Source organism: Citricoccus nitrophenolicus (assembly GCF_047305825.1).
GTDB lineage: Bacteria > Actinomycetota > Actinomycetes > Actinomycetales > Micrococcaceae > Citricoccus > Citricoccus nitrophenolicus.
Map to the genome: position 1 here is coordinate 983315 of NZ_CP063070.1, position 26060 is coordinate 1009374.

The 26060-nt window shown below is 65.4% G+C and carries 27 protein-coding genes; 8 read left to right on the top strand and 19 right to left on the bottom strand.

Going from position 1 to position 26060, the window contains the following annotated elements; genetic code table 11:
• Positions 1 to 10 precede the first annotated feature (10 nt).
• From IMT31_RS04450 to IMT31_RS04470, 5 genes are all read left to right on the top strand, one after another.
• Positions 11 to 1003: a 2-hydroxyacid dehydrogenase gene (locus IMT31_RS04450; protein ID WP_413543905.1), complete on the top strand. Its 993-nt coding sequence runs from the start codon at positions 11 to 13 to the stop codon at positions 1001 to 1003.
• Positions 1004 to 1016: 13 nt separating this feature from the next.
• Positions 1017 to 2177, top strand: a complete 1161-nt coding sequence (locus tag IMT31_RS04455) for a glycerate kinase (RefSeq protein WP_413543906.1) — start codon at positions 1017 to 1019, stop codon at positions 2175 to 2177.
• Complete coding sequence (locus IMT31_RS04460) at positions 2174 to 2686, top strand: DUF664 domain-containing protein (RefSeq protein ID WP_413543907.1); 513 nt, start codon at positions 2174 to 2176, stop codon at positions 2684 to 2686. The genes IMT31_RS04455 and IMT31_RS04460 overlap by 4 nt, the downstream gene beginning before the upstream one ends.
• 97 nt (positions 2687 to 2783) lie before the next feature.
• Positions 2784 to 2957 (top strand): hypothetical protein, encoded by a 174-nt coding sequence (locus IMT31_RS04465; protein ID WP_413543908.1) that lies wholly within the window; start codon positions 2784 to 2786, stop codon positions 2955 to 2957.
• 117 nt (positions 2958 to 3074) lie between these two features.
• On the top strand, positions 3075 to 3464 hold the full coding sequence (locus IMT31_RS04470) for a hypothetical protein (protein WP_413543909.1): 390 nt from the start codon (positions 3075 to 3077) through the stop codon (positions 3462 to 3464).
• 43 nt (positions 3465 to 3507) lie between these two features.
• Here IMT31_RS04470 and tsaE read toward each other — a convergent pair whose 3' ends face one another.
• A complete protein-coding gene (gene tsaE, locus IMT31_RS04475) occupies positions 3508 to 4128 on the bottom strand; it encodes a tRNA (adenosine(37)-N6)-threonylcarbamoyltransferase complex ATPase subunit type 1 TsaE (protein ID WP_413543910.1) in 621 nt (206 codons plus the stop codon).
• On the bottom strand, positions 4125 to 5399 hold the full coding sequence (gene alr, locus IMT31_RS04480) for an alanine racemase (RefSeq protein WP_413543911.1): 1275 nt from the start codon (positions 5397 to 5399) through the stop codon (positions 4125 to 4127). Before alr ends, tsaE begins: the two co-directional genes overlap by 4 nt.
• Before the next feature lie 146 nt (positions 5400 to 5545).
• Between alr and rfbA the strand changes: the two genes are divergently transcribed.
• Positions 5546 to 6448 (top strand): glucose-1-phosphate thymidylyltransferase RfbA, encoded by a 903-nt coding sequence (gene rfbA / locus IMT31_RS04485; RefSeq protein ID WP_413543912.1) that lies wholly within the window; start codon positions 5546 to 5548, stop codon positions 6446 to 6448.
• Between the two features lie 86 nt (positions 6449 to 6534).
• Here the strand turns inward: rfbA and IMT31_RS04490 are convergent, their stop codons facing one another.
• Positions 6535 to 7266 (bottom strand): alpha/beta fold hydrolase, encoded by a 732-nt coding sequence (locus tag IMT31_RS04490; RefSeq protein ID WP_413543913.1) that lies wholly within the window; start codon positions 7264 to 7266, stop codon positions 6535 to 6537.
• 51 nt (positions 7267 to 7317) lie between these two features.
• Here IMT31_RS04490 and IMT31_RS04495 point away from each other — a divergent pair, with 51 nt between their 5' ends.
• Entirely contained in the window at positions 7318 to 7932 is a 615-nt protein-coding gene (locus IMT31_RS04495; RefSeq protein ID WP_413543914.1) for a methyltransferase, read from the top strand.
• Here IMT31_RS04495 and IMT31_RS04500 read toward each other — a convergent pair whose 3' ends face one another.
• From IMT31_RS04500 to IMT31_RS04570, 15 genes are all read right to left on the bottom strand, one after another.
• Positions 7933 to 8160: a CDGSH iron-sulfur domain-containing protein gene (locus IMT31_RS04500; RefSeq protein ID WP_413543915.1), complete on the bottom strand. Its 228-nt coding sequence runs from the start codon at positions 8158 to 8160 to the stop codon at positions 7933 to 7935. It abuts the gene before it with no gap.
• Positions 8157 to 9071: an iron-containing redox enzyme family protein gene (locus IMT31_RS04505; protein ID WP_413543916.1), complete on the bottom strand. Its 915-nt coding sequence runs from the start codon at positions 9069 to 9071 to the stop codon at positions 8157 to 8159. The genes IMT31_RS04500 and IMT31_RS04505 overlap by 4 nt, the downstream gene beginning before the upstream one ends.
• A gap of 190 nt (positions 9072 to 9261) precedes the next feature.
• Positions 9262 to 9411 carry a hypothetical protein gene (locus tag IMT31_RS04510; RefSeq protein WP_413543917.1) on the bottom strand — a complete coding sequence of 50 codons (150 nt, stop codon included), beginning with the start codon at positions 9409 to 9411 and terminating at the stop codon, positions 9262 to 9264.
• 21 nt (positions 9412 to 9432) lie between these two features.
• Positions 9433 to 10896, bottom strand: a complete 1464-nt coding sequence (locus IMT31_RS04515; RefSeq protein ID WP_413543918.1) for an NAD(P)H-hydrate dehydratase — start codon at positions 10894 to 10896, stop codon at positions 9433 to 9435.
• A 78-nt stretch (positions 10897 to 10974) separates the two neighbouring features.
• A complete protein-coding gene (locus tag IMT31_RS04520; RefSeq protein WP_413543919.1) occupies positions 10975 to 11571 on the bottom strand; it encodes a hypothetical protein in 597 nt (198 codons plus the stop codon).
• A 380-nt stretch (positions 11572 to 11951) separates the two neighbouring features.
• On the bottom strand, positions 11952 to 12302 hold the full coding sequence (locus tag IMT31_RS04525) for a holo-ACP synthase (protein ID WP_345360969.1): 351 nt from the start codon (positions 12300 to 12302) through the stop codon (positions 11952 to 11954).
• Positions 12303 to 12359: 57 nt separating this feature from the next.
• The gene (locus IMT31_RS04530; protein WP_413543920.1) at positions 12360 to 13022 is read right to left on the bottom strand and encodes a YdcF family protein; all 663 of its coding nucleotides are present in this window, start codon (positions 13020 to 13022) and stop codon (positions 12360 to 12362) included.
• A 14-nt stretch (positions 13023 to 13036) separates the two neighbouring features.
• Positions 13037 to 15166, bottom strand: a complete 2130-nt coding sequence (gene glgX, locus IMT31_RS04535; protein WP_413543921.1) for a glycogen debranching protein GlgX — start codon at positions 15164 to 15166, stop codon at positions 13037 to 13039.
• A gap of 75 nt (positions 15167 to 15241) precedes the next feature.
• Positions 15242 to 16657 (bottom strand): sugar nucleotide-binding protein, encoded by a 1416-nt coding sequence (locus IMT31_RS04540; protein ID WP_413543922.1) that lies wholly within the window; start codon positions 16655 to 16657, stop codon positions 15242 to 15244.
• Positions 16658 to 16665: 8 nt separating this feature from the next.
• Positions 16666 to 17664, bottom strand: a complete 999-nt coding sequence (gene rfbB, locus IMT31_RS04545; RefSeq protein WP_413543923.1) for a dTDP-glucose 4,6-dehydratase — start codon at positions 17662 to 17664, stop codon at positions 16666 to 16668.
• 134 nt (positions 17665 to 17798) lie between these two features.
• Entirely contained in the window at positions 17799 to 18782 is a 984-nt protein-coding gene (locus IMT31_RS04550) for a Gfo/Idh/MocA family oxidoreductase (RefSeq protein WP_413543924.1), read from the bottom strand.
• On the bottom strand, positions 18779 to 19903 hold the full coding sequence (locus tag IMT31_RS04555) for a DegT/DnrJ/EryC1/StrS family aminotransferase (protein WP_413543925.1): 1125 nt from the start codon (positions 19901 to 19903) through the stop codon (positions 18779 to 18781). Before IMT31_RS04555 ends, IMT31_RS04550 begins: the two co-directional genes overlap by 4 nt.
• On the bottom strand, positions 19893 to 20507 hold the full coding sequence (locus IMT31_RS04560; protein WP_413543926.1) for an acyltransferase: 615 nt from the start codon (positions 20505 to 20507) through the stop codon (positions 19893 to 19895). The genes IMT31_RS04555 and IMT31_RS04560 overlap by 11 nt, the downstream gene beginning before the upstream one ends.
• Entirely contained in the window at positions 20497 to 21834 is a 1338-nt protein-coding gene (locus IMT31_RS04565) for a nucleotide sugar dehydrogenase (protein ID WP_413543927.1), read from the bottom strand. Before IMT31_RS04565 ends, IMT31_RS04560 begins: the two co-directional genes overlap by 11 nt.
• Positions 21835 to 21923: 89 nt before the next feature.
• Entirely contained in the window at positions 21924 to 23093 is a 1170-nt protein-coding gene (locus tag IMT31_RS04570) for a lipopolysaccharide biosynthesis protein (RefSeq protein ID WP_413543928.1), read from the bottom strand.
• 222 nt (positions 23094 to 23315) lie between these two features.
• Here IMT31_RS04570 and IMT31_RS04575 point away from each other — a divergent pair, with 222 nt between their 5' ends.
• Entirely contained in the window at positions 23316 to 24746 is a 1431-nt protein-coding gene (locus IMT31_RS04575; RefSeq protein ID WP_413543929.1) for a hypothetical protein, read from the top strand.
• Between the two features lie 8 nt (positions 24747 to 24754).
• Here IMT31_RS04575 and IMT31_RS04580 read toward each other — a convergent pair whose 3' ends face one another.
• Positions 24755 to 26059 carry a nitrous oxide reductase family maturation protein NosD gene (locus tag IMT31_RS04580; RefSeq protein WP_413543930.1) on the bottom strand — a complete coding sequence of 435 codons (1305 nt, stop codon included), beginning with the start codon at positions 26057 to 26059 and terminating at the stop codon, positions 24755 to 24757.
• Position 26060 lies beyond the last annotated feature (1 nt).

Genomic DNA, 26060 nt, shown 5'->3' on the forward strand with positions numbered 1-26060 from the left:
GAAAGGCGCTATGAACACTCCCACGTTTCTGGTCACCACTCCCCTGCCCGCGCCGGGGATGGAGCTGCTGGCGGAGGCCGGCCGGGTACTGAGCCCGGCGGAGCCGATGAGTCGGGAGGAGCTGCACCGGGAATGCGCCTCCGGCCGCGTGGACGTGCTGGTCTCCCAACTGGTGGATCCGGTGGATGCCACGCTGCTGGCGGCAGCCACGCTCCGGGGTGTCTCCAACTATGCGGCCGGCTACAACAACATCGATGTGGCGGCGGCCACCGCGCGTTCGATCATGGTGGCCAACACCCCGGACATCCTCACCCGTGCCACCGCCGATCTCACGCTGCTGCTGGTCCTGGGCACCGCCCGCCGGGTGGTGGAGTCGGATCAGTTCCTGCGTTCCGGCGCCTTCACCGGCTGGCAGCCGGACCTGCTGCTCGGCCATGACGTCTCCGGGCGGACCCTGGGCCTGGCCGGCTTCGGGCGCATCGGGCGGGCGGTGGCGCAGCGGGCACTGGCCTTCGAGATGAAGGTCAGGTTCTGTCCCCGCCCACCCGAGGGCCGCCCGGTGGACCCCGAGGAGTACAGCGGCCTGTCCGGTGACATCGCTCCGGCCAGTTGGGAGGAGGTGGTCTCCACGAGTGACTATCTCTCCCTGCATGTACCCCTGACCGAGCAGACCCGCCACCTGGTCAACGCGGACGTCCTGGAGCGGATGAAGGACTCGGCCATCCTCATCAACACCGCCCGCGGCCCGGTGGTGGACGAGGCCGCGCTGGTCCATGCCCTGGGTACCGGCCAGATCGCCGGGGCGGGCCTCGATGTCTACGAGCACGAGCCAGCCCTCGCACCGGGCCTGGCCGAGCTGCCCAACACGGTGCTGCTGCCCCACCTGGGCAGTGCCACCGAGACGGTCCGGGCAGACATGGCGCGGGTCTGCGCCCGCAATGCCGTGGCCATGGCCCGCGGGGAGTTGCCGGCGCACCCGGTCAACCCGGATGCCTGGGCGTAGGCCGGTGGCACGGATGGCACCGGGCGCACCGAGCGCACCGGTCAGGGTCCTAATCAGCCCGGACAAGTTCAAGGGCACCCTCTCGGCGGCCGAGGCGGCAGCGGCCATGGCCGAGGGCGTGCGGCGCGTTCATCCTCAGGCCCACGTGGTCCAGTTGCCCATTGCCGACGGCGGGGACGGCACCCTCGAGGCGGCGCTCGCCGCCGGGTTCACCGAGCAGCTCACCCGCGTGAGCGGCCCGAGGGGGTCCACGGTGGACGCCCGGTGGGCCCTGCGCGGTCAGACGGCCGTGATCGAGACGGCGGCTGCCTCCGGCCTGCTGCTGACCGGACCCACGGTGGAGTCCGCCCTGTACTCCCATTCCTACGGCTCTGGGCAGCTCATCGGCGCGGCCCTGGATGCCGGCGCAACGCAGATCGTGATCGGCCTGGGAGGCTCCGCCATGACCGACGGCGGCGCGGGAGCTCTGCAGGCCCTGGGCCTGACGCTGTACACCAGGGACGGCACCCCGCTCCGCCCGGGACGCGAGGTGCTGCCCGAGGCCGCCCGCCTTGGGGTGAGCGGACTGGATTCCCGGCTGGCCGGGGCCGATCTCCGCATTGCCACGGACGTGGACAACCATCTGTATGGGCCTCGCGGTGCCGCGCACGTCTTCGGCCCCCAGAAGGGTGCCGACGCCGCGGCCGTCCATCGGCTCGATGCGGCGTTGACCCATTGGGCCGGTCTGCTGGAATCGATCTCCGGCCGGGACGTGAACGTGGCCGGGGCGGGGGCCGCCGGTGGGTTCGCCGCGGGTTTCCTGGCCTTCACCCGGGCCCGGCTGGAGCGGGGCTTCGATCTGGTGGCGGACCTGGTGGGGTTCGAGGCGGCATTGGCTGACACCGACCTGCTGATCACCGGGGAGGGCCGGGTGGATGCCGGCTCGGCCCACGGCAAGGCGCCCCTGGCCGCCGCCGAGTGGGCCCGGGACCGGGGCGTACCGGCCGTCCTCGTGGCCGGGGACATCACGGTGCCGCGGGAGCATCTGGCCCGGCACGGCATCGTCTCCTCGTCCAGCGTGATGGACCTGGCCGCGGATCTCGAGGACGCGTCCGCCCGCGCCGCACACCATGTCACCCGGGCCACGCAGTACGCCCTCGAGTCAGCTCAGGCGGCGGGGGGCGAAGCGCCGTGACCGTCCTCAACGGCCTGGATGGCCTGATCGGCCGGGACGACTACCGGCATTTTTGCGTCACGGCCCTGGACGCCATGTCCCGAATCGTCGAGGACCTCGGGGACGAACGGGCCAACCGGAGACCCGCCCTGGAGGGAGCGAACTCGCCCTTCTCCCTGCTCACACACTGTTGCGGCGTGGTGACCTTCTGGGTGGATCATGTGGTCCTGGGCCGCGAGGTGCACCGGGACCGGGACGCCGAGTTCGCCGCCCAGGGCCCGGTGGGCCCGCTGCTGCGTGAGGTCCAGGAGCTTCAACGCCGGTTCGCTGCCGATCTGCTGGCGGTGGAGCCGGCGGCCCCCGTACGGAATCCACCCGCTGCCCCCTCCCGGGCGGTGGCCCCGGCAGAATCCGTGACCCAGGGCTTCGCCCTGCAACACGTCTACACGGAGTTGGCCCAGCACCTGGGGCAGATGGAGATCATCCGTGACCTCATCCTGGCCGGGGAAATCACTCCTCCGGAGGAGTAGCTGGCGGTCCAGCCCTGTCAGTCCACGGCTGGACCCTCGACAATCCCACCCGAGCCTCGTGGTCCCGTAGAATGGAACTCGAAGATTGGAGGTCGAAATGACTGTCGTTGATGCTCGAAAGTTGCAAGTAGAAGAAGCCATCCACAGCGCAGAGCTCGAAGGTTTAAGCGTGTCCGAAGATACCCGCGCCGACGCAGACTCATATGTCGCAGGTCATATTGACTCCGACGAACTCGTCGACCGAGTTCGCGCCAGATATGGCCTTACCTGAGTTTGTCGATCCATACCTGATTCCGGGGACCGAAGTCCTCCGGAACCGTCTTGGAGCAACCACCGTGGCCGAACTCGCCGCGGGGAAGCCGATCTAAGTTTCGCACGGACCTTTCAGTTGCTGAATTCTCCAGTACAGGCGACCAATGATCTCCAAGAACTCCTACGGATCCATTTCCACCTGTTCCAGGACGTCTTTGATTGGGCCGGCCAGTTGAGAACCGTGGATGCACGAAAAGACGTTCATCCGTTCCGTGAAGGAAACGGTCGCACGCAGCGGATCTTTTGGAACCGTGTGGCCTTGAAGGCAGGTTGGCAGCTGGACTGGCGTCCCGTCCATGGTGAGGAGAACCATCTCGCGGCCCGTGCTGGTTCAGATCAACAGGATCTCGCCCCGTTGGTCCGAATGTTCGAGAAAGTCATCACTGTTCCGGCAAGTATCGGTACAGACGATTGGGCACGCGAAGAAATCGACCGTCTATCCATCCGCCCACCTGCTAGCCCCTGACCGTTGAAACCCTGCGAGCCAGCAACCGATGGGTGCAATACGCTCAGGTTCCGGGCAGACTGACTCCTGCCCAGCGGGGGCCGTAGGCCTGCACGACGGCGGCGCGCACCTCGTCCGATCCGGTGCCGTCCTCGTCGGAGAAGTCGGTGATGATGGTGCCGGCCTCGGCGTCGGCACGGACGCCGGCCTCCCCGGGGGGCCCGCCACCCACAGCACGGACCAGTTCCACGTCCAGCCAGGAGGCGTCCGGGTCATCCGGGAAGCCGGCCAGGGATTCGGCCAGCCCTCTCCCCCACTCCACCACCGTCACGGAGTGGTCCACGGTGGCGTCCAGGTCCAGGTCCAGCAGCTCCCCGGCGGAGCCCAGCCGGTAGGCGTCCACGTGCACAAGATCCGCGCCCTCCACCACGGATGGGTGGATCCGGGACAGCACGAAGGTCGGCGAGATGATCCCCTCCCGCACGCCCAGTCCGGCGCCGAGCCCCTGGGTGAAGGTCGTCTTGCCGGCCCCGAGCTCACCGGTCAGGATGAGTACGTCGCCTGCCTGCAGCACAGCGGCCACCTCGGCGGCCCAGGCCTGCGTTGCCTCGGCCCCGTCCAGGGTCAGCTCCACGCGCCACACCGGTTCCGGCAGCCGGGACGCGGCCCCGGTCAGGTCCCTCACCGGCCCGGCAGGGACTGGGTCCCCGCGTCCACGCCGGGTTGGGTGTCCACGTGGATGCGCGGCACGCGGGATCCGATCCGGGTGACCAGCTCATAGTTGATGGTCCCCGCGGCGGAGGCCCACTCATCGGCGGTGATCCCGGACTTCGGTCCGAACAGCTCCACGGCCGCCCCCACGGGCGCCACCGCGGGGTCCTCGGTGCCCAGGTCCACCACGAACTGGTCCATGGCGATCCGCCCGGCCACCGCGTAGCGTTGCCCGCCGATCGAGACGGGGGCCTCGAGCGCCGGGCGCGGGACCCCGTCGCCGTAGCCGAGGGGGATCAGCGCGAGGCGCGTGGCCGCCGTCGTTCTGTAGCGGTAACCGTAGGAGACGCCGTGGCCGGGGCCCACCGCCTTGTTCTGTGCCACCGTGGTGGTGACGGACATGGCGGGGCGCAGACCGAACTCTGAGGCGGGACGGTCCGGGAAGGGCGTGAGCCCGTAGATGCCGAGGCCGGCGCGGACCAGGTCCAGGTGGGTGTCCGGGCGGTCGAGGATACCGGGGGTGTTGGCGATGTGCCGCACGTCCGGGCGGAGGCCGGCCTCCCGCGCGGTCTCCACGGCGCCGTGGAAGAGCCTGAGCTGATCGTCCGTCTCGGCCTCGCGCTCCTCCTCGTCCGCCACCGCCAGGTGGGAGAAGATCCCCACCACGCGGATCAGGCCGGCCTCCTGCAGTGCGGCGGCCCGCTCCACCACCTGCGGCCAGTCCTCGAGGGTGCAGCCGTTGCGGCCCAGCCCGGTATCGATCTTCAGGTGCACGCGCGCGGGGCGTTCGAGGCGCTGGGCGGCCGCGGCGATGGGCTCGAGCTCCCAGCCGGAGGCCCCCAGATCGATGTTCTCCTCCACCGCTCGGCCGAATGGCGTGTCCCGGGTGTGCAGCCAGGCGAGCATGGGCGCGGAGATCCCGGCCTCCCTCAGCACGAGCGCCTCGGAGACGTGGGCCAGGCCCAGCCAGGTGGCCCCGGCGTCCAGGGCAGCACGCGCCACGGGCACTGCGCCGTGCCCGTAGCCGTCCGCCTTGACCACGGCCATCAGCGCGGCCGGCTGCACCCAGGAGCGCAGGGCGGCCACGTTGTGGCGGATGGCGGCCAGGTCCACGACGGCGGCGCGCTCGGCCGGTCCGGTCCGCTTCAGCGCCGCGGTGGTGCTGGAGGACCCGGTGGGTGTGTGCCCGGGGCGGGGGCGGTCCCGGAAGCTCTGGCGATATTCGGGCAGCGAGTCAGTTGACATAGTGCCTGCCATTCTTCCACCTGCGGCGGACATTCCAAGCCTGCGGCAGGCGCGTGGCCGGAGTCAGGCAGCTGGGGCTCCCCACGTATCGAACGAGTACGCACCCGCCTTACCCGCGGCCGGCCGGGGCCCCTAGGTTCGTCACCATGAAGGGCATCATCCTGGCCGGGGGCACCGGCTCCCGGCTGCATCCGATCACCCTGGGTGTATCCAAACAACTGGTCCCGGTCTATGACAAGCCGATGATCTACTACCCGCTGTCCACCCTCATCCTGGCCGGCATCCAGGACATCCTGATCATCACCACTCCGCACGATGCCGAGTCCTTCCACCGCCTCCTCGGAGACGGCTCCCGCTTCGGCATCAACCTCACGTACAGGGACCAGCCCTCCCCCGACGGTCTCGCACAGGCCTTCCTCCTCGGCGAGAATCACATCGGCACGGACACCGTGGCCCTGGTGCTGGGAGACAACCTCTTCTACGGCACCGGCATGGGAGACCAACTCCAACGCTTCCAGCAGATCGACGGCGGCGCCGTGTTCGGCTACCAGGTCAAGGACCCCTCCGCCTACGGAGTCGTGGAGTTCGATCGCCACGGCCGGGTCCTCTCGCTCGAGGAGAAGCCCGCCCACCCCAGGTCCACCTACGCCGTCCCCGGGCTCTACTTCTATGACAACGGCGTCATCGACATCGCCCGGGAGCTGAAACCCTCCCCCCGCGGCGAACTGGAGATCACGGACGTCAACCGCGCCTACCTCGCCCAGGGCCGCCTGCAGGTGTCCATCCTGCCCCGCGGCACCGCCTGGCTGGACACCGGGACCTTCGATGACCTCAACGACGCCTCTGACTTCATCCGCACCGTGGAGAAACGCCAGGGTCTGAAGGTCTCCGCCCCCGAAGAGGTCGCCTGGCGCCGCGGCTTCCTCACGGACGAGGACCTCCGCCGTGTGGCCGAACCCCTCACCAAATCCGGCTACGGCCAGTACCTCCTCGGACTACTCGAGAACGAGCGTCAGGTGGCGGAGCTGGGGCTGCGCGCGGCGTCCTGAGGGCGTGGCAGAGGACGGGCGGCCTCCGGGAAGGCCCGACGGCGGCACCCCGTCCAGGTGCGTGACTTCACCGGAGCGCAGGACCCTTAGGACTGCTTCGTTGACCGTTCGAGGATCCCCACCACGGCATCGACATGCGAGAGGAACGGTGAGTGCCCGGCGTCCAGCTCACTGACCCGTGCGGGCGAGCGTCCGGCCATGAGCCGTTGCAGGGCCGGTGGGATGGCGTGGTCCTGCGTGCAGACCACGTAATCCGCCGGCGGCAGCTCGGCCCCTTCGAGGGACACCGGTGTGGCGAAGACGGCCAGCGGTTGACGGTCCAACCGCTCCACCGCCGCAGCGGCCTCCTCCTCGGCAACGCCGTTGTAGAAGACCGATCGCGCCTGCGCCAGATCGAACGTGGCGATCGGCGGCTCGCCGTCGACCGTGATGTTGGCCTGAACACCATCGCCAGCCCCCTCGGGCAGCCCCGTGAGTTCCAGCAGGGATTCTCCGTCACTGGGACGGAAGGCGGTGAGGTAGACCAATCGGGACACCCGGTCCGGAACTCGTGCCGCGGCCTGGGTGACCACCACCCCGCCCATGCTGTGGCCCACCAGGACAGCCGGTTCCGGGCCGGCGCGCAAGGCCCCGACCACGCGTTCGGTGGCACGGTCCAGATCGACCTGTTCCAAGGGCGTTCCGTCTTCGCCTGCTCCAGGAAGGTCCGGGGCGCTCACGGAATGTCCCGCTTGCTGAAGTGCGGCAGCCACTTTGTCCCAACACCAGGCGCCATGGAACGCGCCATGCACGAGCACGAAATGAGTCATGGACCGCATTCTAGCCACGAGGGTGAGGTCGTGGAGCCGGAGTCCGGCACAATGAATCCCATGCCCCACCTGACCTTCCGCGGCCTGGACATCGCCTACGATCACCGCGTCCTCGAGCCCCGCCCGTGGACGGAGGCGCAGTCCTCCTGGGCCGCCGAGCTCCTCCCCCAGGCCCCCGAGGGACCGGTCCTGGAACTGTGCGCCGGAGCCGGGCACATCGGACTGGGCGCGGTGAAGGACACCCACCGCGAACTGGTCATGGTGGACGTCAACCCTGCCGCCGAGGAGTTCTCCCTGACGAACGCGTCCACCAATGGCCTCGCCAGCCAGATCGCCTTCCGGCGGGGGCGGATGGAGGAGGTCCTGCAGCCCGGTGAGCGCTTCCCCCTGATCGTGGCGGACCCGCCGTGGGTCCGTTCCACGGAGACCTCCTGGTTCCCCGAGGACCCGGTGCTGGCCATCGACGGCGGCGGGGACGGCCTGGACCTGGCGCGCACCTGTGTGGACCTGATGGATCAGCACCTGGCCGAGGGCGGCGCGGGCCTACTCCAGCTGGGGAACCTGGCGCAGGCGGAGACCATCGCGGCCTACGCCGCCGAGCAGACCGGCGGGCGGCTCACCGTGGCGGAGACCCGGGAGTTCGAGCGCGGCGTGCTGGTGCGGCTGTCCCGCTGATCAGTTCTGGTGGCGCTTCTCGCGCTGCTGCAGGATCTTGTGCGTGCCATCGCACCACGGCTTGATCGCCGAACTGCCACAGCGGCAGACGGCACTGACGGGCCGGGTGGTCCGGTGCTCCGTCCCCTCTTCGTCCTGCACCACGTGGTCTCCCCGCAGTAGGAGGGGCCCGCCGGGACACAGGATGACGTCCGGATGCTCCAGGTGGTCTTCCCGATCGCCGCTCATGCCGCCCACTGCGCGAGCATCCGGTGCGCGTAGCGGTCTGCGAGGTCCATGGCTGAGAACGCCCCGAGGTAGATGTCGTCGTGCAGCGCCGGCTCCTCCTCCAGGAGGGCGCCGCAGATGGTGCGCACGGCCAGCTGTTCGTGCACGGCGTCGGCCTCCACGTGCTCGGTGTAGTACTCGATCATGGAGTCCGGGAAGCCGAGCCGCTGCAGGCCCTGGGCCATCCGGCGTGAGGGCGCGGAACTGGTGGCCTCGAAGGCGGCCAGGAACCCCAGCGACGCGGCCCGCAGCCGTCGGTTGAGGCCGAACAGGGACATCGCGTTGTTCTCCTCGAGGACCTCCAACGGCGCCTCGTTGATGTAGGCGCCGTACTCGGAGTTGAGCCCACTGTCCTGGAGGCCGCGGACGAACAGGTGCGCGTGCAGCCGGTTCGGATCGCCGTTGCCGTACTCGTCGAACTGCAGCTCCATCACGGCGGCCTTGACCTGGTCAGAGAGCCGCGGGATCACCCAGGTGGTGTGGTCCGCCTCCTTCAGGTGATAGACGGTGCGGTGCCGCAACAGCTCCCGCACCTGCTCCTCGGTGGCCTTGCGGTGCACGTGGGCGGCCAGGGAGGGCCCATCATGCCCGGCGACGAACTCGAAGAACGTCTCCTCGAAACCCTCCGGATCCGGGACCGATGGCATCCGCGAGCGCAGCGTCGCCTCGAACTCCTGCTCCAGGCCTCGCCGGACCGAGATGAGCTGCGGGTCCCACTCCAGCTCACCGGCCACGTCCTCGAAGCCGCGGTAGTGCTGTTCGTACAGGGCCCACAGGGTCAGCTGCGCATCCTCAGCAGAGCCCGACGCCGGCGCCTCGGCCAGGTACTGCGTCTCACCCGAGCACATGGCTGAGAACACAGCCTCACTCAAGGCTCCACGGGGCTCGGGGGTCAGCATGTGTGAGTTCCGATGGGAGCCGGCAGTGCATACCGGGACCTAGGGTCTGCCAAAGTCATCATGGTGATCACCTCGTCGTCGGGGGCTGTGGATCCTCTGAACTCGATCCCCCCAGGGCCCTGCGGCCACTTTACCCGCGGACCAGCGGTGGGAGGTGAGCAGCTCAGCCGAACACGCCGATGAGCAGGCTCAGCAACGCGATGAGGAAGATCCCGATGACGAGGACCCCCACGAGCAGTGCGGCCCGCCCTGCGGCCCTGCCGGTGCGGACGTAGTGCGTCCGGTAGGTGTTCCGAGTGTTGCGTTGGATCAAAGCATCCTCCTTCGAATGGCCCTATCGCTCGGCCAGGACGGTCTGCACTGCGACTGGCATTCGCGAGGAGCCAAACGGCCCGCCCTCAGCGGCCCGTTTCCCGGCCGTCCCGTGCAGCCACGCTGCGGCGGCCGCCTTCTCCACCGTCGATCGCTGACCGTCACCGCTGGTCCTGGCCAACGCTGAACCCACCAGCCCGGCCAGGCAATCCCCGGTGCCGGCCGTGGCCAGTTCCGCCCCACCCTCGTTCTGCACGAAGGTCTGCCCATCCGGCGCGGCGCACACCGTGGTGGAGCCCTTGAGGAGGACTGCGGCACCCAGCGTCTCCGCCGTGCGGCGTGCAGCGGCCACGGGGTCGGCCTTCGCCAGATCCGCGAAACCATCCGCGATCTCAGGAGCCAGCCGGTCCACGAGCTTCAGCAACTCCCCCTGGTGCGGGGTCAGCGCCACGTCGCATCCGGCGGACCGAAGCCGGGCGAGGTCTTCGAGTTCCACCAGCGCCAACGCGGAGGCATCCAGGACGAGTGGTAGCCCGGCGTCCACGCACGCAGCGACCACCTCATTCAGCCGACTCAGAGCATCTTTGTCGGACCCCAGCCCGGGACCGACCACCCACGCCTGGGCCTTGCCCTCCGTTCCGGGGCCCGCCACCACCTCGGGGTGCGCTGCCAGCACGAGGTCAGCGGCTCGCTCCGGCCCCGCGTACTGCACCATGCCCAGTCCGGTGGCCAATGCCGAGGAACACACCAGGACGGCAGCCCCCGGGTAGTGATCGGACCCGGCGCAGACCCCGAGCACTCCGCGGCTGTACTTGTGGTCATCCCACGCCGGCGGGCCAAACACCGCGAGCGCATCCTCACACTCCACCGAGGAGACGTCCGGGGCCCCGAGGTGCGGGCCCAACCCGATGTCCACCACCTCCACTCGCCCGGCAGCGTGGGCCCCGGCACCCACCACCAGCCCGGTCTTCAGCGCTCCGAAGGTGACGGTGACGTCTGCGGGAATGACGCCCCCGGCCACATGACCCGTATCGGCATCCACGCCGGAGGGCAGATCACAGGCAACGACGACGGCCGCCCCCTCCGGTACGCGCGGCGGCTCCCAGCCACCGCGCGCGCCGGTCCCGAGCACCCCGTCGATCAGCAGCACGGCCGAGTCCGGCACGGCGTGCGCCACGCGCCCGCCGGCCTTCAACAACGCCGCCAGACCAGCCTGGTGCATCCGCTCCCCCGAAGGTACGGCCACGGCATCCACGCCGCGGCGGCGCAGGAAGGCGAGTGCCCAGAGTGCGTCACCGCCGTTGTTGCCGGTTCCCACCAGTGCGGCCACGGTGGTACCGGACACGGGTCCGCGAGCGCGGAGTTCGCGCAACACCACCGTGGCCAGCCCCCACGCGGCTCGGCGCATGAGCGCTTCGCCCTGGCCGGCGTCGAGCAGGGTCCGCTCCGCGGCCCGGACCGCGGTTCCGGAATAACACGTCTGCATGACGCCCACCCTAGCGAGCCCGGAATATGTCAGTCGGCACACATGAACCTGATCTCTGCCCAGAGTCGAGGACGTCGCTTAGTGCCCGGACACGCTGTCCAGTGCAGCGACGAGGAGGTCATCGTCTTGGGAATTCCTCCACACGACGGGGATGATGTTCGCTGAGTCATCGTCGCTCCGAACGTCAACGGGAGCGACGATCAATCCGGCGTCCGCACCGGAGCTCTCTAGCATTGACCTGACCTGAAGGACTGAATGCGGATGTATGCGGCGCGGCTTCCGGTAGTTCTTGAACTCAACCACTATCCGCTTTCCGCGATACTCCACCAGTGCGTCGGGGACCATTACCTGGTTCGAGGCGTTGTCCCGGAGCCGCGGCTGAACGTCAATCTGGGCGGACGGCACGATGCGAGTGAGGGCTTCAAGTACATCGAGCTCGTAGATCTGGCTATCCACGGCCACGGAACGAGCCGGTGAGTCGCCAGCAGTGATCGAGTACTCGTGAAGTGCTCGCCGTCTTCGAGCGACCGCCATCTGCGTCTCATCGGTTGCGGCCCCGTCAGACTCGTTGTCTTGAGAGCTGGCCTTCGCGGCCACATCCGTGACGGCTCCGATCGCGGTCCGTTGGACATCGTCCTTCGCAGTCTTCGTTAGCGCGGTCAGGGTACTGATCACCGCGTCATACGGCAGGGGAACGTCATCCTGAGATGCGGGGACGGCCCGGGCCGCTGTCCATTCGAAACGCTCCCACCAGGTGGTGTTCTCGGCGTTCGCACGCTGGTGTGCCTGGCCTCGCCTGGTCACGGTCACTTGTTGATGGATTCCCCACAAAGCCAGGCTGGCGGCAACCAGCGCACACAGTCCGGCGAGGCCGGGACTCTTGGCGAAGTCGGAGAACCATGATCCGAGCGGAGCACGATGAGACCGATCTATGGCGGCCACGATCAATGCGGAGGCGACGGAAGTCGTACACCCCACGACTACAGCGATCCAGATGGCTGTCGAACGACGAATGCGTTTCCGCACGTCCTTGTCGCTGTCCGGACCTACTTCTGTCACCCTTCGGCCACCACCATCGCCGTGGCGACGTCGCCGTCATGGCTGAGGGACAGGTGCCATTTCTTGACACCCTTGGCGTCGGCCACGTCCGCCACGGTGCCGATGGCCACCACGTGGGGGGCACCGGCTGCGTCGATGTCGATCTGGCAGTGCTGCCAGTTCATGCCGGCCGGGGCGCCCAGGGCCTTGGCCACGGCCTCCTTGGCGGCGAACCGGGCGGCGAGCGAGCGGATGTTGAGTTCACGTTCGGCTGGCGTGAAGAGCCGGTCCCGCAAGGCAGGGGCCTTCTCCAACTGGTGCTTGAAACGGGTTACCAGGACAACGTCCACGCCAATGCCGATGATCATAGGGTCATTCTATCGGCGGCACCGCGCGCGGATTCATTCCGCTGGCACTCCACCGGATCACCTGCCCAGCTTCAACCTGTCGATCGGCGTCTGGAGCCACTCCGGCGGTTCTGAGGAGCACCCCGGGGTGAGGAACGTCTTCGCATAGGCGGCCATGGCGTAGGCGAAGTCATACACGTAGCCGCGCCGGCCGCGCTCCGGCTCGAACTCGTACAGGTGTGCCTCGCTCTCCCAGCACCGCTCCACCAGCATGCGGGACCGCTCGATGTGGTGGTCGAACGTCAGCACCCCGAGGCTCTGCACCCCCAGCTGACGGGCCAGCTCGGTACCGACGATCGCCTCTCCCTGGGTGGTCGTCGGTTCAGGGACGAAGCACTCCACGGTGGCCCCGCCCGGCGATTCCTGGCACAGGCTCGCCGGTGCGTTCTCCGGCGTCGAGACCAGCAGCAGGTCGGTCACGCCTTCCTCGGCCAGCCGCCGCGCCTCGTCATGCGCGCCAGCCTGGGTGGACAGCACGATCATCGCGTCCACCGTCGGCGCAGGATTCACCCGCGGATTCACCGTCAGCCAGGCGAGAACCGCGCCGACACCCAGGAACACGATCACCACCAGTCCTGCCAGGCGCAGGATCCAGCGGCGCCCACAGTGCTGGCGGGTCGTCTTCCGCAGCCGCTGCACCCGGGCGTCGCGTCCGCGGCCCCCACCCGCCTGGGCTTCCATCAGATCGTCCAGTTTCACCGCTGGGCCGACTGCAGGATGACGACTCCCCGGCCCGGCACCGAGATCCGGTCCCCGGCCGAGAACTCGGTGATGTCCGGGGTGGCATCGGCGGTGTCCACCACCAGGTCCCAGGCTCCGGGGAACGGCTCATCGGGCAAGGTGTACTCCACCGGCTCCCAGTACGCGTTGAGCAGCACGTAGAAGTCGTAGTCTCCCCCGTTCCCGTGGTCGTCGCTTCCTCGCTCAGATGCGGCCAAATCATGGCCGTTGAGGAAGAACGCAATGGACTGGGCGTGGTAGGTCTCCCAGTCAGACTCGTCCTTGGCGGTGGCATCCGGCTCGAGCCAGACGATGTCCGGCAGGGCCGTTGAATCGGCCCGGGCGGCGGGCCGTCCGTCAAAGTACCGGCGGCGCCGGAACACCGGATGCGCCTGCCGCAAGGCCACGGTGCGTGCCGTGAATTCGATGAGGTCCTCATCAGCCTCGTCCCAGTGCACCCAGGACAGCTCGTTGTCCTGGGCGTAGACGTTGTTGTTGCCCTGTTGGGTCCGCCCCAGCTCGTCACCGTGGCTGATCATCGGCACGCCCTGGCTGATCATCAGCGTCGCCAGATAGTTCCGTTGCTGTTGAGCACGCAGCCGGCGGACCTCGGCGTCCTCCGAGTCTCCCTCCGCGCCGCAGTTCCACGAGCGGTTGTGGCTTTCGCCGTCGTTGTTGTCCTCGCCGTTGGCCTCGTTGTGCTTCTCGTTGTAGGAGACCAGGTCGCGCAGCGTGAAGCCGTCATGGGCGGTCACGAAGTTCACCGAAGCGCGCGGGGTGCGCCCGTCGTCCTCATAGAGATCGGCTGACCCGGTGATGCGGGTGGCGAACTCGGCCAAAGTCCCCGGCTCGCCACGCCAGAAGTCGCGCACGGTGTCCCGGTACTTGCCGTTCCACTCACTCCACAGTCCGGGGAAGTTGCCGACCTGGTAGCCGGCCCAGCCCACGTCCCAGGGCTCAGCGATGAGCTTCACGGTGCGCAGGACCGGGTCCTGACGGACCACGTCGAAGAACCCACCCAACATGTCCGGGCCCTGCTCGCCCTCAGAACGGGTCAGCGTGGTGGCCAGATCGAAGCGGAAGCCGTCCACGTGCATCTCCTGCACCCAATAGCGCAGGGAGTCCATCACGAGTTGCAGCACCATGGGGTGGGAGAGGTTCAGCGAGTTCCCGGTGCCGGTGTAGTCCATGTAGTGGCGCTCGTCCCCCTCCACCAGGTGGTAGTAGTTCACGTTGTCGATCCCGCGGAAGGACAGGGTAGGGCCCATGTGGTTGCCCTCGGCAGTGTGGTTGTAGACCACGTCCAGGATGACCTCGAGCCCGGCGGCGTGGAGGTCCTTGACCATCTGCTTGAACTCGCGCACCTGCTCACCGGCGTCCCCCGAGGACGAATAGGTGTTCTGCGGGGCGAAGTAGCCCAGGGTGTTGTAACCCCAGTAGTTCGAGAGACCCTTGTCCTGCAGGGAAGAGTCGTTGGTGAACTGGTGCACGGGCATCAGTTCCACGGCTGTGACGCCGATGCGCGTCAGATGCTCCACCACCGCGGGGTGGGCCAGCCCGGCGTAGGTGCCCCGCGCCGCCTCGGGGACCTCCGGGTGGAGCTTGGTCATGCCCTTGACGTGGGTCTCATAGATGACGGTCTCATTGAAGGGGATGTCCGGGCGATCGTCCTCGCCCCAGTCGAAGGAATCGTCCACCACCACGCCGAGCATGGTGTGCCCCAGCGAATCCGAGGTGTCGATGGCGTCCTGGTCCTCGAAGTCGTAGGAGAACTGATACTGGCCCCAGTTGAAGTCCCCCGTGATCGCCTTGGCATACGGGTCCAGGAGGATCTTCGCGGCGTTGTACCGCAGTCCTGACGCCGGATCCCAGGGACCGTGCACTCGATACGCGTACAGTTGCCCGTCACTGATCCCGGCCACATGCGCATGCCAGGTGTTTCCGGAGCGCTCGGTCAGCTCCACCCGGGTCTCGGCGCCTTCACCGTCCACGAGGCACAGCTCGACCGTCTCGGCATCTTCCCCGACGGACAGCGCGAAGTTCGTCCCCTCCTCGTCAGTGGTGGCACCCAGTGGGTAGGGCACGCCGGCAGTGATCTGGACCATGTGTCTCCTCGGATGGAAGCGGACTCCGAGGGACAGTCTATGGGGAGAGGGCCCGAGCGCCGGAGTGATCCGCGTCTACGGCCGGGAGTCCTCCAGGTAATCCTCCAAGGCCTCCCATTGGTCCCGGGGGGTGAAACCAGTGGCCTCGAGCTTGGCCAGGTCCAGCACGGAGTTCAAGGGTCTCCGGGCTGCCGTCTTGCCGGCGAAGTATTCCTCGGTGGTCACCTCGGTGATGTCCTGCGGAGACCGTCCGCTTCGCGCGTACACACGCCGGGCCACCTCAGCCCAGGAACCGGGTTCCCCACTGTTGGTGACGTTGTAGGTCCCATACGGGGCGTCGGAGTTGCGCAGGTGGATGATCGCCTCGGCCAGGTCCCGGGCGAAGGTCAGCCGGCCGATCTGGTCCGAGACCACGGACGGCTCCACACCCCGCATGGCCAGTGAGGCCATGGTGCTCACGAAGTTCCTTCCCTCCCCGATCACCCAGGAGGTCCGCAGCAGGTAGTGCCGCGGCACCACCCCCACGGCCAGGTCCCCGGCCGCTTTGGATGTCCCGTAGGCGTTCACCGGGAGGAGCGTGTCCGCCTCGGTGTAGGCCCCGTCCTTCGTGCCGTTGAAGACGTAGTCCGTGGAGATATGCATGAGGGTCACCTGGTGCTGCGCACAGGCCTGGGCCAGCCGCGCCACCCCTTCGGCGTTGGCCGCCCACGCCTCCCGGCCGCCGCCCTCGGTCTCGGCCTCATCTACGGCCGTGTAGGCGGCCGCATTCACCACGGTGCCCACCCGGCGCCAGTCGATGCTCTCTACGGCGGCCGGGTCGGCCAGATCGAACCGGTCCCGCCCCAGGAACTCCACCCCGGGACGGTCAGCCAGCTGACGGCTGAGCTCTCGGCCCAGCTGACCGGTGGCCCCGAGTACCAAGGTGGCAGCTGGTGGCATGGGCACCACCTGGTCCAGCGTCGGGTGAGCGCGGTCCCTGTCCGAGAGCTCGGCCTCCTCCAAGGGGATCGGCCAGTCGATGGCCGCGGTGGAGTCGGCGAGGTTGAGGAACGTGTACTCCGCCTGCGCCTCGGCAGACCAGTGCTCGTTGACCAGGTAGGTGTACGCGGTGTTGTCCTCCAGGGATTGGAACGCGTTACCGACGCCACGGGGCACATAGATGGCGGTGGAGGGGTCGATCACCGCGGTGAACACCCGGCCGAAGGTGCTGCCCTGGCGCAGGTCCATCCACGCGCCGAACACAGAACCGGTGGCCACCGAGATGTACTTGTCCCACGGCTCAGCGTGGATGCCCCGCGTGGTGCCCCGGTTGGCATTGAAGGAGATGTTGTTCTGTACGGGCCCGAAATCCGGCAGCCCGAGCTCGGTCATCTTCTGCCGCTGCCAGTTCTCCTTGAACCAGCCACGGTGGTCCCCGTGCACCGGCAGGTCGAAGAGCGTGAGTCCGGGGATGGTGGTGGGCTGGGCCACGAGCTGCTTTGCGTACTCCATCTACAGCTTCACTGTCCCGTCACTTGGTACTTGGCCTCTGCCGCGGCCTTCTGTGGCCGCCACCAGGACTCATTGTCCCTGTACCACCGGACGGTGGCCTCCAGACCCGCCCGGAAATCAGCGTACTGCGGGACCCAGCCCAGCTCGGTCCGCAACTTGGTGGAGTCGATCGCGTACCGCAGGTCATGCCCGGGGCGGTCCACCACATGGTCATAGGCACCGGCGGGTTCGCCCATGATCTCGAGGATGTCCTCAATGACCGTCTTGTTGTTGCGTTCACCGTCTGCACCGATCAGGTAGGTCTCCCCCACCCTGCCCCGCTCAAGGATGGTCAGCACGGCCGAGGAATGGTCATTCGCGTGGATCCAGTCCCGCACGTTGCGCCCCTCCCCGTACAAGCGAGGCCGGACTCCGTCGATCACGTTGGTGATCTGCCGCGGGATGAACTTCTCCACGTGCTGGTAGGGCCCGTAATTGTTGGAGCAGTTGGAGATGGTGGCCCGCAGCCCGAAGGAGCGCGCCCAAGCCCGCACCAGCAGGTCCGAGCCGGCTTTGGTGGAGGAGTACGGGCTGGAGGGGTTGTACGGGGTGGACTCGATGAAACGCTCCGGGGCGCCCAGTTCCAAGTCCCCGTAGACCTCGTCCGTAGAGATGTGGTGGAAGCGGACCTCGTGCCGGCGCGCCGCCTCGATGAGCGCGTAGGTCCCCAGCAGGTTGGTGTCCACAAAGGGCCGCGGATTGTCCAGCGAGTTGTCATTGTGGGACTCCGCCGCGTAGTGCACCACGGCGTCCACCTGGGGCATGAGCTCGTCCAGAAGATCTGCGTCCGCGATGTCCCCTTGCCTGAACGTCACGCGCTGTTCCGGCAGCCCCTCCAGGGAGGCCCGGTTGCCGGCATAGGTCAGCTTGTCCAGCACGATGACGCGGTGGTCCGTTGACTCCAGCACGTAGTGGACGAAGTTCGACCCGATGAATCCGGCACCGCCGGTGACGAGGAAGATACTCACATGCTCACCGTAGACACGGTCATTCTCGGAGTCTCCGGTACCGGCTACTCAACCAGCACGTGCCACCTGTCGGTCACCGTTCGAGGCGGGCGGGCCGGGACACCAGATGAACTGCCCCGACCCGCTCGGATCACTCATTGGCCATTGAACGTTCCAGAGACTGAGGGGCCTTTGATGACGGCCTCTGCTGCCCGAAGCGTGTGAAGCCCGTCTTCCAAGGTCACGATCCCCTTGGTACCGTCGAGGATCGCATCACGGAAGGCCTCGTGTTCGGTCTTCAGGGGTTCCGGCTTGGAGAAGGCAAATCGAGTGACGTTGCCTTCCTTGACTCCCCGGAAGCTGGCCAGGGCATCCCACTCCGCTTCGACACTGCCGTTCTCGTAGAACGTCAGGTCGGCGGTGAGGGTGTCGGCCACGAACGCCCCTGCCTCACCGGTGACGGTGGTGACGCGTTCCTTCATAGGCGAGAGCCAATTGACGAGGTGATTAGTGATGACACCGTTCTTGAGCCGGCCGGTGACAGCGATGAGGTCTTCCCTACCGTCGCGGACCAAGACTGCGGATTGAGAATGGATCTCGGCGAAACGCTCGCCGCCCAACCACATGGTCAGGTCCAAGTCATGCGTCCCCAAATCTCGGGCGACCCCGACGTCCGTGATACGGCCTGGGAACGGGCCTTGCCGACGCGTAGCGATCTGATGCACCTTCCCGAGTTCGCCGGCATCCAGACGTCGCTTGAGCTCCTGCAGGGCCGGGTTGAACCGCTCGATGTGACCTACTGCTCCGACAAGACCTCGGGCCGCAAACGCGTCTACAAGCCGCTGCCCCGATTCTGCATCCGCGGCGATCGGCTTCTCGATGAAGGTGTGAACTCCCGCCTCGACAAGCTTCATGCCGACAGTCTCGTGGAATGCCGTTGGCACTGCCACGACAGCGGCATCGAGGCCATGGGTGATGAGTTCGTCGACGTCCGTGCACAGCGGGATGCCGGGAGCTGCACCGTGGACATCCCCGCCCGGGTCGGACACGGCCACCAACTCGACACCATCCAGGTTCTGGAGGACGCGTGCGTGGTGACGCCCCATCATGCCGAGCCCGACAAGACCGATCCGGATCATACTGAAGCTCCCGCACGCGCGACTGATTCAACGGCGGAAACGATTCTCCGAAGGTCGGTTTCCTCCAATGCCGGATGGATTGGAAGCGAGATCACTTCCTGCGCCGCCCGCTCTGTCTGCGGAAGGTCTGCCTCCACCTGGAAGGAGTCAAGGCGATTCACGGGGATCGGGTAGTACACCCCTGCGCCGACACCGTGGTCTTCCTTCAGCGCGGCGACGACATCGTCGCGCTCCTGTGCGGAGCAGCCCTCGAGCCGGATGGTGTACTGGTGGTACACGTGCGTAGCACGGTCGGCGACCATGGGGGTCACCACACCGCTCACACCCGCGAGACCTTCATCGAGGACGGAGGCATTCGCCTGGCGCTGGGTCGTCCAATCGAGGATTCTGGTGAGTTGGACCCGACCGATAGCAGCGTGAATGTCCGTCATGCGGTTGTTGAGCCCAACCACCTCATTCCGGTACTGCTTTTCCATACCCTGATTGCGCAATACTCGGACCCGTCGAGCGAACTCGTCGTCGTTCGTGGTCACCATACCGCCCTCTCCGGACGTCATGTTCTTGGTGGGATACAAGCTGAAGGCCGCGAAAGCCCCGAACGAGCCGACAGGCCTACCGCCCCAGGATGACGCGTGCGCCTGGGCTGCATCCTCGAGGATCACCAAGCCGTGCTTCTCCGCCAGTGCCTGGAACCCGTCCATGTCTGCGGCCTGCCCGTAGAGATGCACGGGCATGATGGCGCGTGTCCGACCCGTCACTGCTGCAGCGGCCGACGCGGGATCGAGGTTGAAAGTGTTCGGATCGACGTCGGCGTACACCGGCGTCGCGCCGGTGAGGGCGACAGAGTTGGCCGTGGCGGCAAAGGTGAACGCCGGAACGATTACCTCGTCTCCGGCACCGATACCGGCGGCAAGCAGCCCCAGGTGAAGCGCAGAGGTCCCGGAGTTCACGGCGACGCTGTGCGCGCCAGGGACGAGGACCTCGCTGAACTCCGTTTCGAAGGCAGCAACCTCTGGCCCCTGCGCAACCATGCCAGTGGACATCACCCGGTCCACGGCCTGGCGCTCTGCTGTTCCGATCAGTGGCTTGGCCACCGGAATGATGGTTCCCTCAAACGCCATGCTGCTCCCCTGTTTCCAATTGTCCGTCAGCTTCCACGTACCGATCTCCAGTGACGGGACACACCCACACGTCGCCATCGAGCTCGAGCTTGTGCCCAGCCTGTCCAACCCAGCCGATTCGTCTGGCCGGAACTCCAGCCACGAGTGCGAAATCTGGGACGTCTCTGGTGACCACGGATCCGGCCGCGACCATGGCCCATGAACCGATGGTCACCGGAGCGACACATACGGCCCGTGCACCCACTGAGGCACCGCGCTTCAGAGTTACTCCGACCGCCTCCCAGTCATCCGCGGCCTTCTGCGACCCGTCCGGCGCGATGGCGCGGGGATACGTATCGTTCGTCAGCACAGCTGCCGGGCCGATGAACACACCATCCTCAATCGCAGCCGGCTCGTAGACAAGCGCATAGTTCTGGATCTTGCTGTCTGCCCCGATGCTCACACCGGTACCGATATAGGCCCCTCGACCCACGATTGAACGAGGTCCGATCTCGGCCCCCTCTCGCACCTGAGCCAGGTGCCATACCTTGGCTCCATCGTGGATTGAGGCGTCCTCCGCAATATCGGCCGTGCCTGCCACGAAGGCGTTCCGGTCAACGCTCACGCCCACCGGTCCAATCTCCGGAGGTAGCCTGATCCAGGGGGCGACCGATCGTCCGGACAGTTACCCCGTCCCATTGGCTGGCATCGAGAATGCTGCGGCCGTCGATCAGCGTGCGAATACCGGGCAGGTCACTCGGCGTCCATCCCTTGTACTCGGCGTGGTCTGCCTGCAGGACGGCTGCGTCCACAGGACTCGAACCCTGCGTGTACGCCGTAAATCCGTAATTGGCCAGTTCTTCGGTTGAGTACAAGGGATCGTGGACGAAGACGGTGGCCCCCCTGGCCTCCAGCGCACTCACGGAGCTGAAGACACCGGAGAAGGCGGTTTCCTTGACACCGCCGCGGTAGGCGGCCCCGAGTACTACGACGGCCTGGCCGTGAAGGTCGCCATGCACACCTTCGAGCAGACCGACTGTGTAGTCCGGCATCCCGGCGTTGGCTTCACGAGCCGACCGGACAATGGTGGCGGCGGGATCATTCCACAAGTAGAGGCGTGGATACACCGGTATGCAATGGCCCCCCACGGCGATGCCAGGACGGTGGATATGCGAGTAGGGCTGCGAGTTGGAGGCCTCGATCACCTTGTAGATGTCGATGTTCTGCTCGGCCGCGAAGCGAGCGAACTGGTTGGCCAAACCGATATTCACGTCCCGGTATGTCGTCTCTGCCAGCTTCGCCATCTCCGAAGCCTCAGCGGAACCCAGATCCCAGACTCCGTTCGGACGGGCAAGATCGTCCCTCTCGTCGAAATCCAGGACTGCCTCGTAGAACTCCCGCCCCGCTTTCGCGCCGTCATCGCTGAGGCCACCAATGAGCTTGGGGTACTTCTTCAGGTCGGCGAACACACGGCCAGTCAGAACGCGTTCTGGCGAGAAGACCAGATGGAAGTCCTTGCCCTCGGTCAGGCCAGACCCTTCCTCAAGCATCGGCTTCCACCGATCACGAGTGGTCCCGACCGGAAGGGTGGTCTCAAAGGACACCAGAGTCCCGGGGGAGAGGTGCTTGGCCAGTTCCGTGGTGGCCGCGTCCATCCATTTGAAGTCCGGTCGTGCCTCTTCATCGACGAAGAGCGGAACCACGAGGACCACAGCATCTGCGCCCGTGATGGCATCTGCATAGTTGGAGGTCGCCCTGAGGTAGCCAGCGTCGACCGCACTTGACAACTTTGTCTTGAGGTCCGCTTCGCCCGGGAATGGCTCAAGGCCATTGTTGACCATGTCCACCACGGACTGGTTGATGTCAACACCCACCACATGGTGATTCTTCGATGCAAACTGGACCGCCAATGGCAGTCCGATCTTGCCCAGCGCAACTACTGCAATTTTCACTGTCAGGACTCCCCCGCCGTTTCCATTCGGGCATAGCACACGCGTGCTTTCCGCACGTCATCCTAGAGCCCAGCGACTGACATTCCGAACTAAACGTCTAGACGTGAAGTGGGCGAGGATCCGCCTCGCTTGGCGAACACGATGAGCAAGGCAACGAACACGAAATAACTCAACGCAAAGATCAGGGAAAGGGTCCACGTCATTGCCACGGACCCGACTCCCAGGGCTCCACACACCGATGCGGCAACCACGATGATGAGGAAGCGACCGGAGTCCCAGAGAAGCTGCGTGGTGGAATGCCCTGTCGCGACCAGGAGTTGCCCCAGTGGACCGGCCAGGATTTGTGCGACGATCATCGGCGCGAGCGCAGCAAGATAGTTCCCAGCCCCCAGAAACTCCTCGCCAAGAATATAGATCAGCAAGGTCTCCGGAATGAAGGCGAGCACCACACCCGCGACCATCGCTATTGGGGCCAATAGCAGCAACCAATTCCTGAGTACTCCCGCATACGGCCGGCTGGACCTTACCGCTTGCGCCACCCCACCAGTGACCACGGGCAGCAAGCTTGCCGTGACGAGCCCAACTGGGGTCACTAGGAGTCTCTGCACGGCAGAGAAGACACCAGCATCTTCCACGCTGCCAAAGATGCTTATTGAAATGAGGATGGACCAGACACAAACAGCATTCATAGCTCCCGCGATGGCCAACTTGTAGGCAGAAGCCATCAATGCACGTCGTCGAGCGCGCTCAATCGGTTCGCGAGGTGCCTGCGGCCGTGCCCGAAATGCCTGCACTCCCCACGTCGCCAAGTACCCAGCGGCGAAGCCGAACTCGATGCCCCGGGAAGCCGGAGAGAGAATTCCTACAGGTATTTGGACACCTACTTGCCCTACCCCATTGGCAATCTTGCCCAGTCCAATCCGACGGAACTTCTTTTGCCGGACCAGCATCTGAATCGACACTGCGGCGGCCGCCAACGAACCACTAGTCGCCCAGAAGGCCAGACCATGCCAGATATCGAAGGGCTCAGAACATACCGAATACACGATCGCCGCGATGAGAGAGCCGCAGAGCACAATTTTTAACGCCCGGCGACTGATCCACCCCGCCTCCGACTCACTTGCCGATGGAATCAGAAATTCCATCCTCAACGTCAGCAGGGGAGCAAGAATACTGGCCGTGGCCAGAAAAACGGTTGCTGCCCCCAAAGCGCTCGGACCATAGAGCCGAGCAATAAACGGGGTGGCGAGGTAGATCAACGCTTGGCCCAAGAGAGTCCCCAGGGTGATCCAGCCTGCGCCGCCCAACTCTCTCAGCAAGCGCAAGAAGCAGCGCCCTTCTGCAGGAACTGCCCGCTTGACCCCAAACAGACGTTCAAACCGCTTCGGCAGTCACTCACGTAAAACTCCCCCACTCCGTAAACTGACGATTACGCACAGCAACCGTCCATGCCGCGACAACCGATGATACGCTCAGGCCCCGTGGGAATCGCCAGCAAACAACGAGCCTCTATAGCAGGCACCCTGGCGCGCGCCAGCCTAGTCCCATTAGCGGTCGCAGCCTACGCATTTACGCTTCACTGGATATACCTGAATCTCATTACTAGCAATTTTCGGTATCTTGGATATGGCTACACAACGCCCGATGTTTACACTCTCATATTCACATATATGGCAGCTGCGGCATTGGCATTTATATTACCGAACCGCCTGAGGAATCCATCGGATATTCTCTTGTGGATCCTCTACATCGTAGCCGTGGCGCCCGCCATCCTCATCCCGCCATACGCAGGCTACCAAGACGCGAGTGAAGCCGCCCTTGCCGGCATTGGGATCGCTTTGGCCTACGCCGTGTCGATCGTCGGTGCTCGCCGCCAGCCCGAAATTCCTATTCAACCGCTCGCCAAACCGCTATCTGGGACATCGTTCTGGATTCTCTTGGGAGTTTACTCAGCGTTCGTCTACTTGATGATCTATTTCACCCTCGGTCTGTCTCTCGACTTCATCTCCTTGCTTGACGTTTACGATCAGCGCGACGAGTACCGTGAGGGACTGGCCGGCGGTGGCGCGATCGTGGGTTACCTGGTCAGCACTCAGGCGAATGTTGTCAACCCGCTCATCATCGCCTATGGCCTTCTCAAGCGCCGGTGGTACCTGTTGGCACTAGGAGTTCTCGGTCAGGCAATCCTGTACTCCGGGACTGGCTTTAAAACTGTGCTCTTCTCCGTGCCCGCAGTTTTCATATTCGCCTTCATCCTCAGGCATGGTCGCCAAATTCGCACCACGTGGCTGATCTGGGGTGGAGTGGGAGTGGCCGCAATGGCCGCAATTGTGGACGAGATCCAAGGTGGCATCCTCTGGACGTCCCTGTTCTCGCGCCGATTCCTCATCACTCCAGGCGTCCTCACAGCCGTGTACATGAAGTACTTCGCGGACAACCCCAAGGCGCTTCTGAGCAACTCAGTTCTCGAGGGCATCACGACAGACCATTACGGCCTTCCACCAGCTCGAGTTATCGGCTATCACATGACTGCCAACTATGAGGCAGCAGCCAATGCCAACATCTTCGCAGACGGATTCGCAAACTTCGGAGCCGCGGGGGTTCTTGGAGCCGCCGTCATCCTCGCGATCTATCTAAGATTCTTGGACCGGGCATCCGCCGGGCTTCCCCTGCGGGTCTCCGGCCTTGTGGTGATCATGCCCGCCGTTGCCCTCTCGAACACCTCCATGCTCACCGGGCTCCTGTCCCACGGACTGATCGCCGCAGTGCTGTTGCTGGCCCTCTTCCCACGAGAGCCGGTGGCACCTGTCAAGGAAATCCTCCCGACCGCCCCAATCCGCGATCGACGGCAGTCCTCGAAGCTCCACCGACTGCAGGGCGTTGCCTCTCCCGCTCGCGCGAGATCCCAATGAAGTCGCCCCTAAGGAAAACCAACTGGTATTAGCGCCGCCGAGAAATCATTGCCCGGCACCACCGCCACGGTGACACCCAACCGCCCAGAGGCTGAGGAACCTGACAATCCGGCGGTATTCACTCGGAGCGCCACACGGGCCCTCCTCAACAACCGGTTCTTTTCAACTGCAATACTCTGATAATCGGATACAACGCGTATCATCGATGTATACAAATGGGTGTCTGACCAGGCATCAATGCAAAGATTCTGCTGCAGGCTGAGTTTTTGGTTGGTGTGATAACAAAGAATCCCGGCAGGATTTGGCTCGACGATCGTGTTCCCTTTGACTCGGAGCCCTTCCGTTGTCCTGATGAAGATTGCACCGCTGTTGGCGATTGTCGCACTACCGTGACCAACGATCGTGTTTCCCTCCACCGCCCCAGTGGCATATTCGGCCACCTGACTCAGGTCAGAATTCTCCAGCAGCGCGCCGGCCACTTGAATGCCATGTAGCCGACTTCCATCAGTTACGGCTGATCGCACCGTGTTTGCGCGAACAAGAAAGTCCCGCGGCGCAAGGGCCGGGTCATCGGCATTCGCACCAGGGACGAGTGCGATTCCCACACGGCAGTTGAGCACTTCGTTACCTTCCACAAGGATGCTCCTTCCACCGTGAGTGTCGATGCCTTCCCATTTGGTGACCGCCTCGACGGTGTTGTTCCGAATGGCAATCTGCTCGGATCGTGGCGCTTCGTCGGACGAAACTGCAGAATTGTGCGTCAGTGCGATGCCGTAAGAATTGCTGAAGCCCTTGGGTTGGGTCACGTTGTGGATCGAGTTCCCTTCAATGACCCCATCCCTGCCAGAAAGAATCATCACCGCGCCATAGGCGATGTCTTTGATCGTGTTGTCCAAGATGGTGAAATCGCGAATGTGCCACCCTTCGATTCCATATTTCGAGAATCCTGCGATTTCGCATCCTTCAATTCGAAGCTGAAAGAGGGGACGCTCCAAATCTCCCCTTGCGTGAATCGCCGACTGAGTCCCGGCCAATTCGGCTCCTTGTCCGCTGATGCTGAGGTTCTTGAACCACACACCCCCCGAAAGCACCACAAAGGCGTGATAGTCCCCCGAAGTCCTGACGCTGCCACCCGTCGTTGACGAAATCTTGAGTGGCTTGTCCAGGATGATTGGACCTTCTGTTATCCATGTCCGGGATACTTCAAGCAGATCACCGGGTTCACAGGCATCCACCGCCGCCTGTAATGAGTCAGCTTGCCGATCCGATTTCACTGTCTCCCTGAGTGAGAAGCCGGCGAAGCCGGCTACCAAC

Coding starts and splice junctions, on each gene's coding strand:
- IMT31_RS04455 (WP_413543906.1), top strand. CDS start 1,017: ATGGCACCGGGCGCACCGAGCGCACCGGTCAGGGTCCTAATCAGCCCG.
- glgX (WP_413543921.1), bottom strand. CDS start 15,166: ATGGTCCAGATCACTGCCGGCGTGCCCTACCCACTGGGTGCCACCACT.
- IMT31_RS04540 (WP_413543922.1), bottom strand. CDS start 16,657: ATGGAGTACGCAAAGCAGCTCGTGGCCCAGCCCACCACCATCCCCGGA.
- IMT31_RS04525 (WP_345360969.1), bottom strand. CDS start 12,302: ATGATCATCGGCATTGGCGTGGACGTTGTCCTGGTAACCCGTTTCAAG.
- rfbA (WP_413543912.1), top strand. CDS start 5,546: ATGAAGGGCATCATCCTGGCCGGGGGCACCGGCTCCCGGCTGCATCCG.
- IMT31_RS04500 (WP_413543915.1), bottom strand. CDS start 8,160: ATGAGCGGCGATCGGGAAGACCACCTGGAGCATCCGGACGTCATCCTG.
- IMT31_RS04450 (WP_413543905.1), top strand. CDS start 11: ATGAACACTCCCACGTTTCTGGTCACCACTCCCCTGCCCGCGCCGGGG.
- alr (WP_413543911.1), bottom strand. CDS start 5,399: ATGTCAACTGACTCGCTGCCCGAATATCGCCAGAGCTTCCGGGACCGC.
- IMT31_RS04550 (WP_413543924.1), bottom strand. CDS start 18,782: ATGATCCGGATCGGTCTTGTCGGGCTCGGCATGATGGGGCGTCACCAC.
- IMT31_RS04495 (WP_413543914.1), top strand. CDS start 7,318: ATGCCCCACCTGACCTTCCGCGGCCTGGACATCGCCTACGATCACCGC.
- IMT31_RS04555 (WP_413543925.1), bottom strand. CDS start 19,903: ATGGCGTTTGAGGGAACCATCATTCCGGTGGCCAAGCCACTGATCGGA.
- IMT31_RS04515 (WP_413543918.1), bottom strand. CDS start 10,896: ATGCAGACGTGTTATTCCGGAACCGCGGTCCGGGCCGCGGAGCGGACC.
- IMT31_RS04465 (WP_413543908.1), top strand. CDS start 2,784: ATGACTGTCGTTGATGCTCGAAAGTTGCAAGTAGAAGAAGCCATCCAC.
- IMT31_RS04530 (WP_413543920.1), bottom strand. CDS start 13,022: ATGGAAGCCCAGGCGGGTGGGGGCCGCGGACGCGACGCCCGGGTGCAG.
- IMT31_RS04490 (WP_413543913.1), bottom strand. CDS start 7,266: ATGCGGTCCATGACTCATTTCGTGCTCGTGCATGGCGCGTTCCATGGC.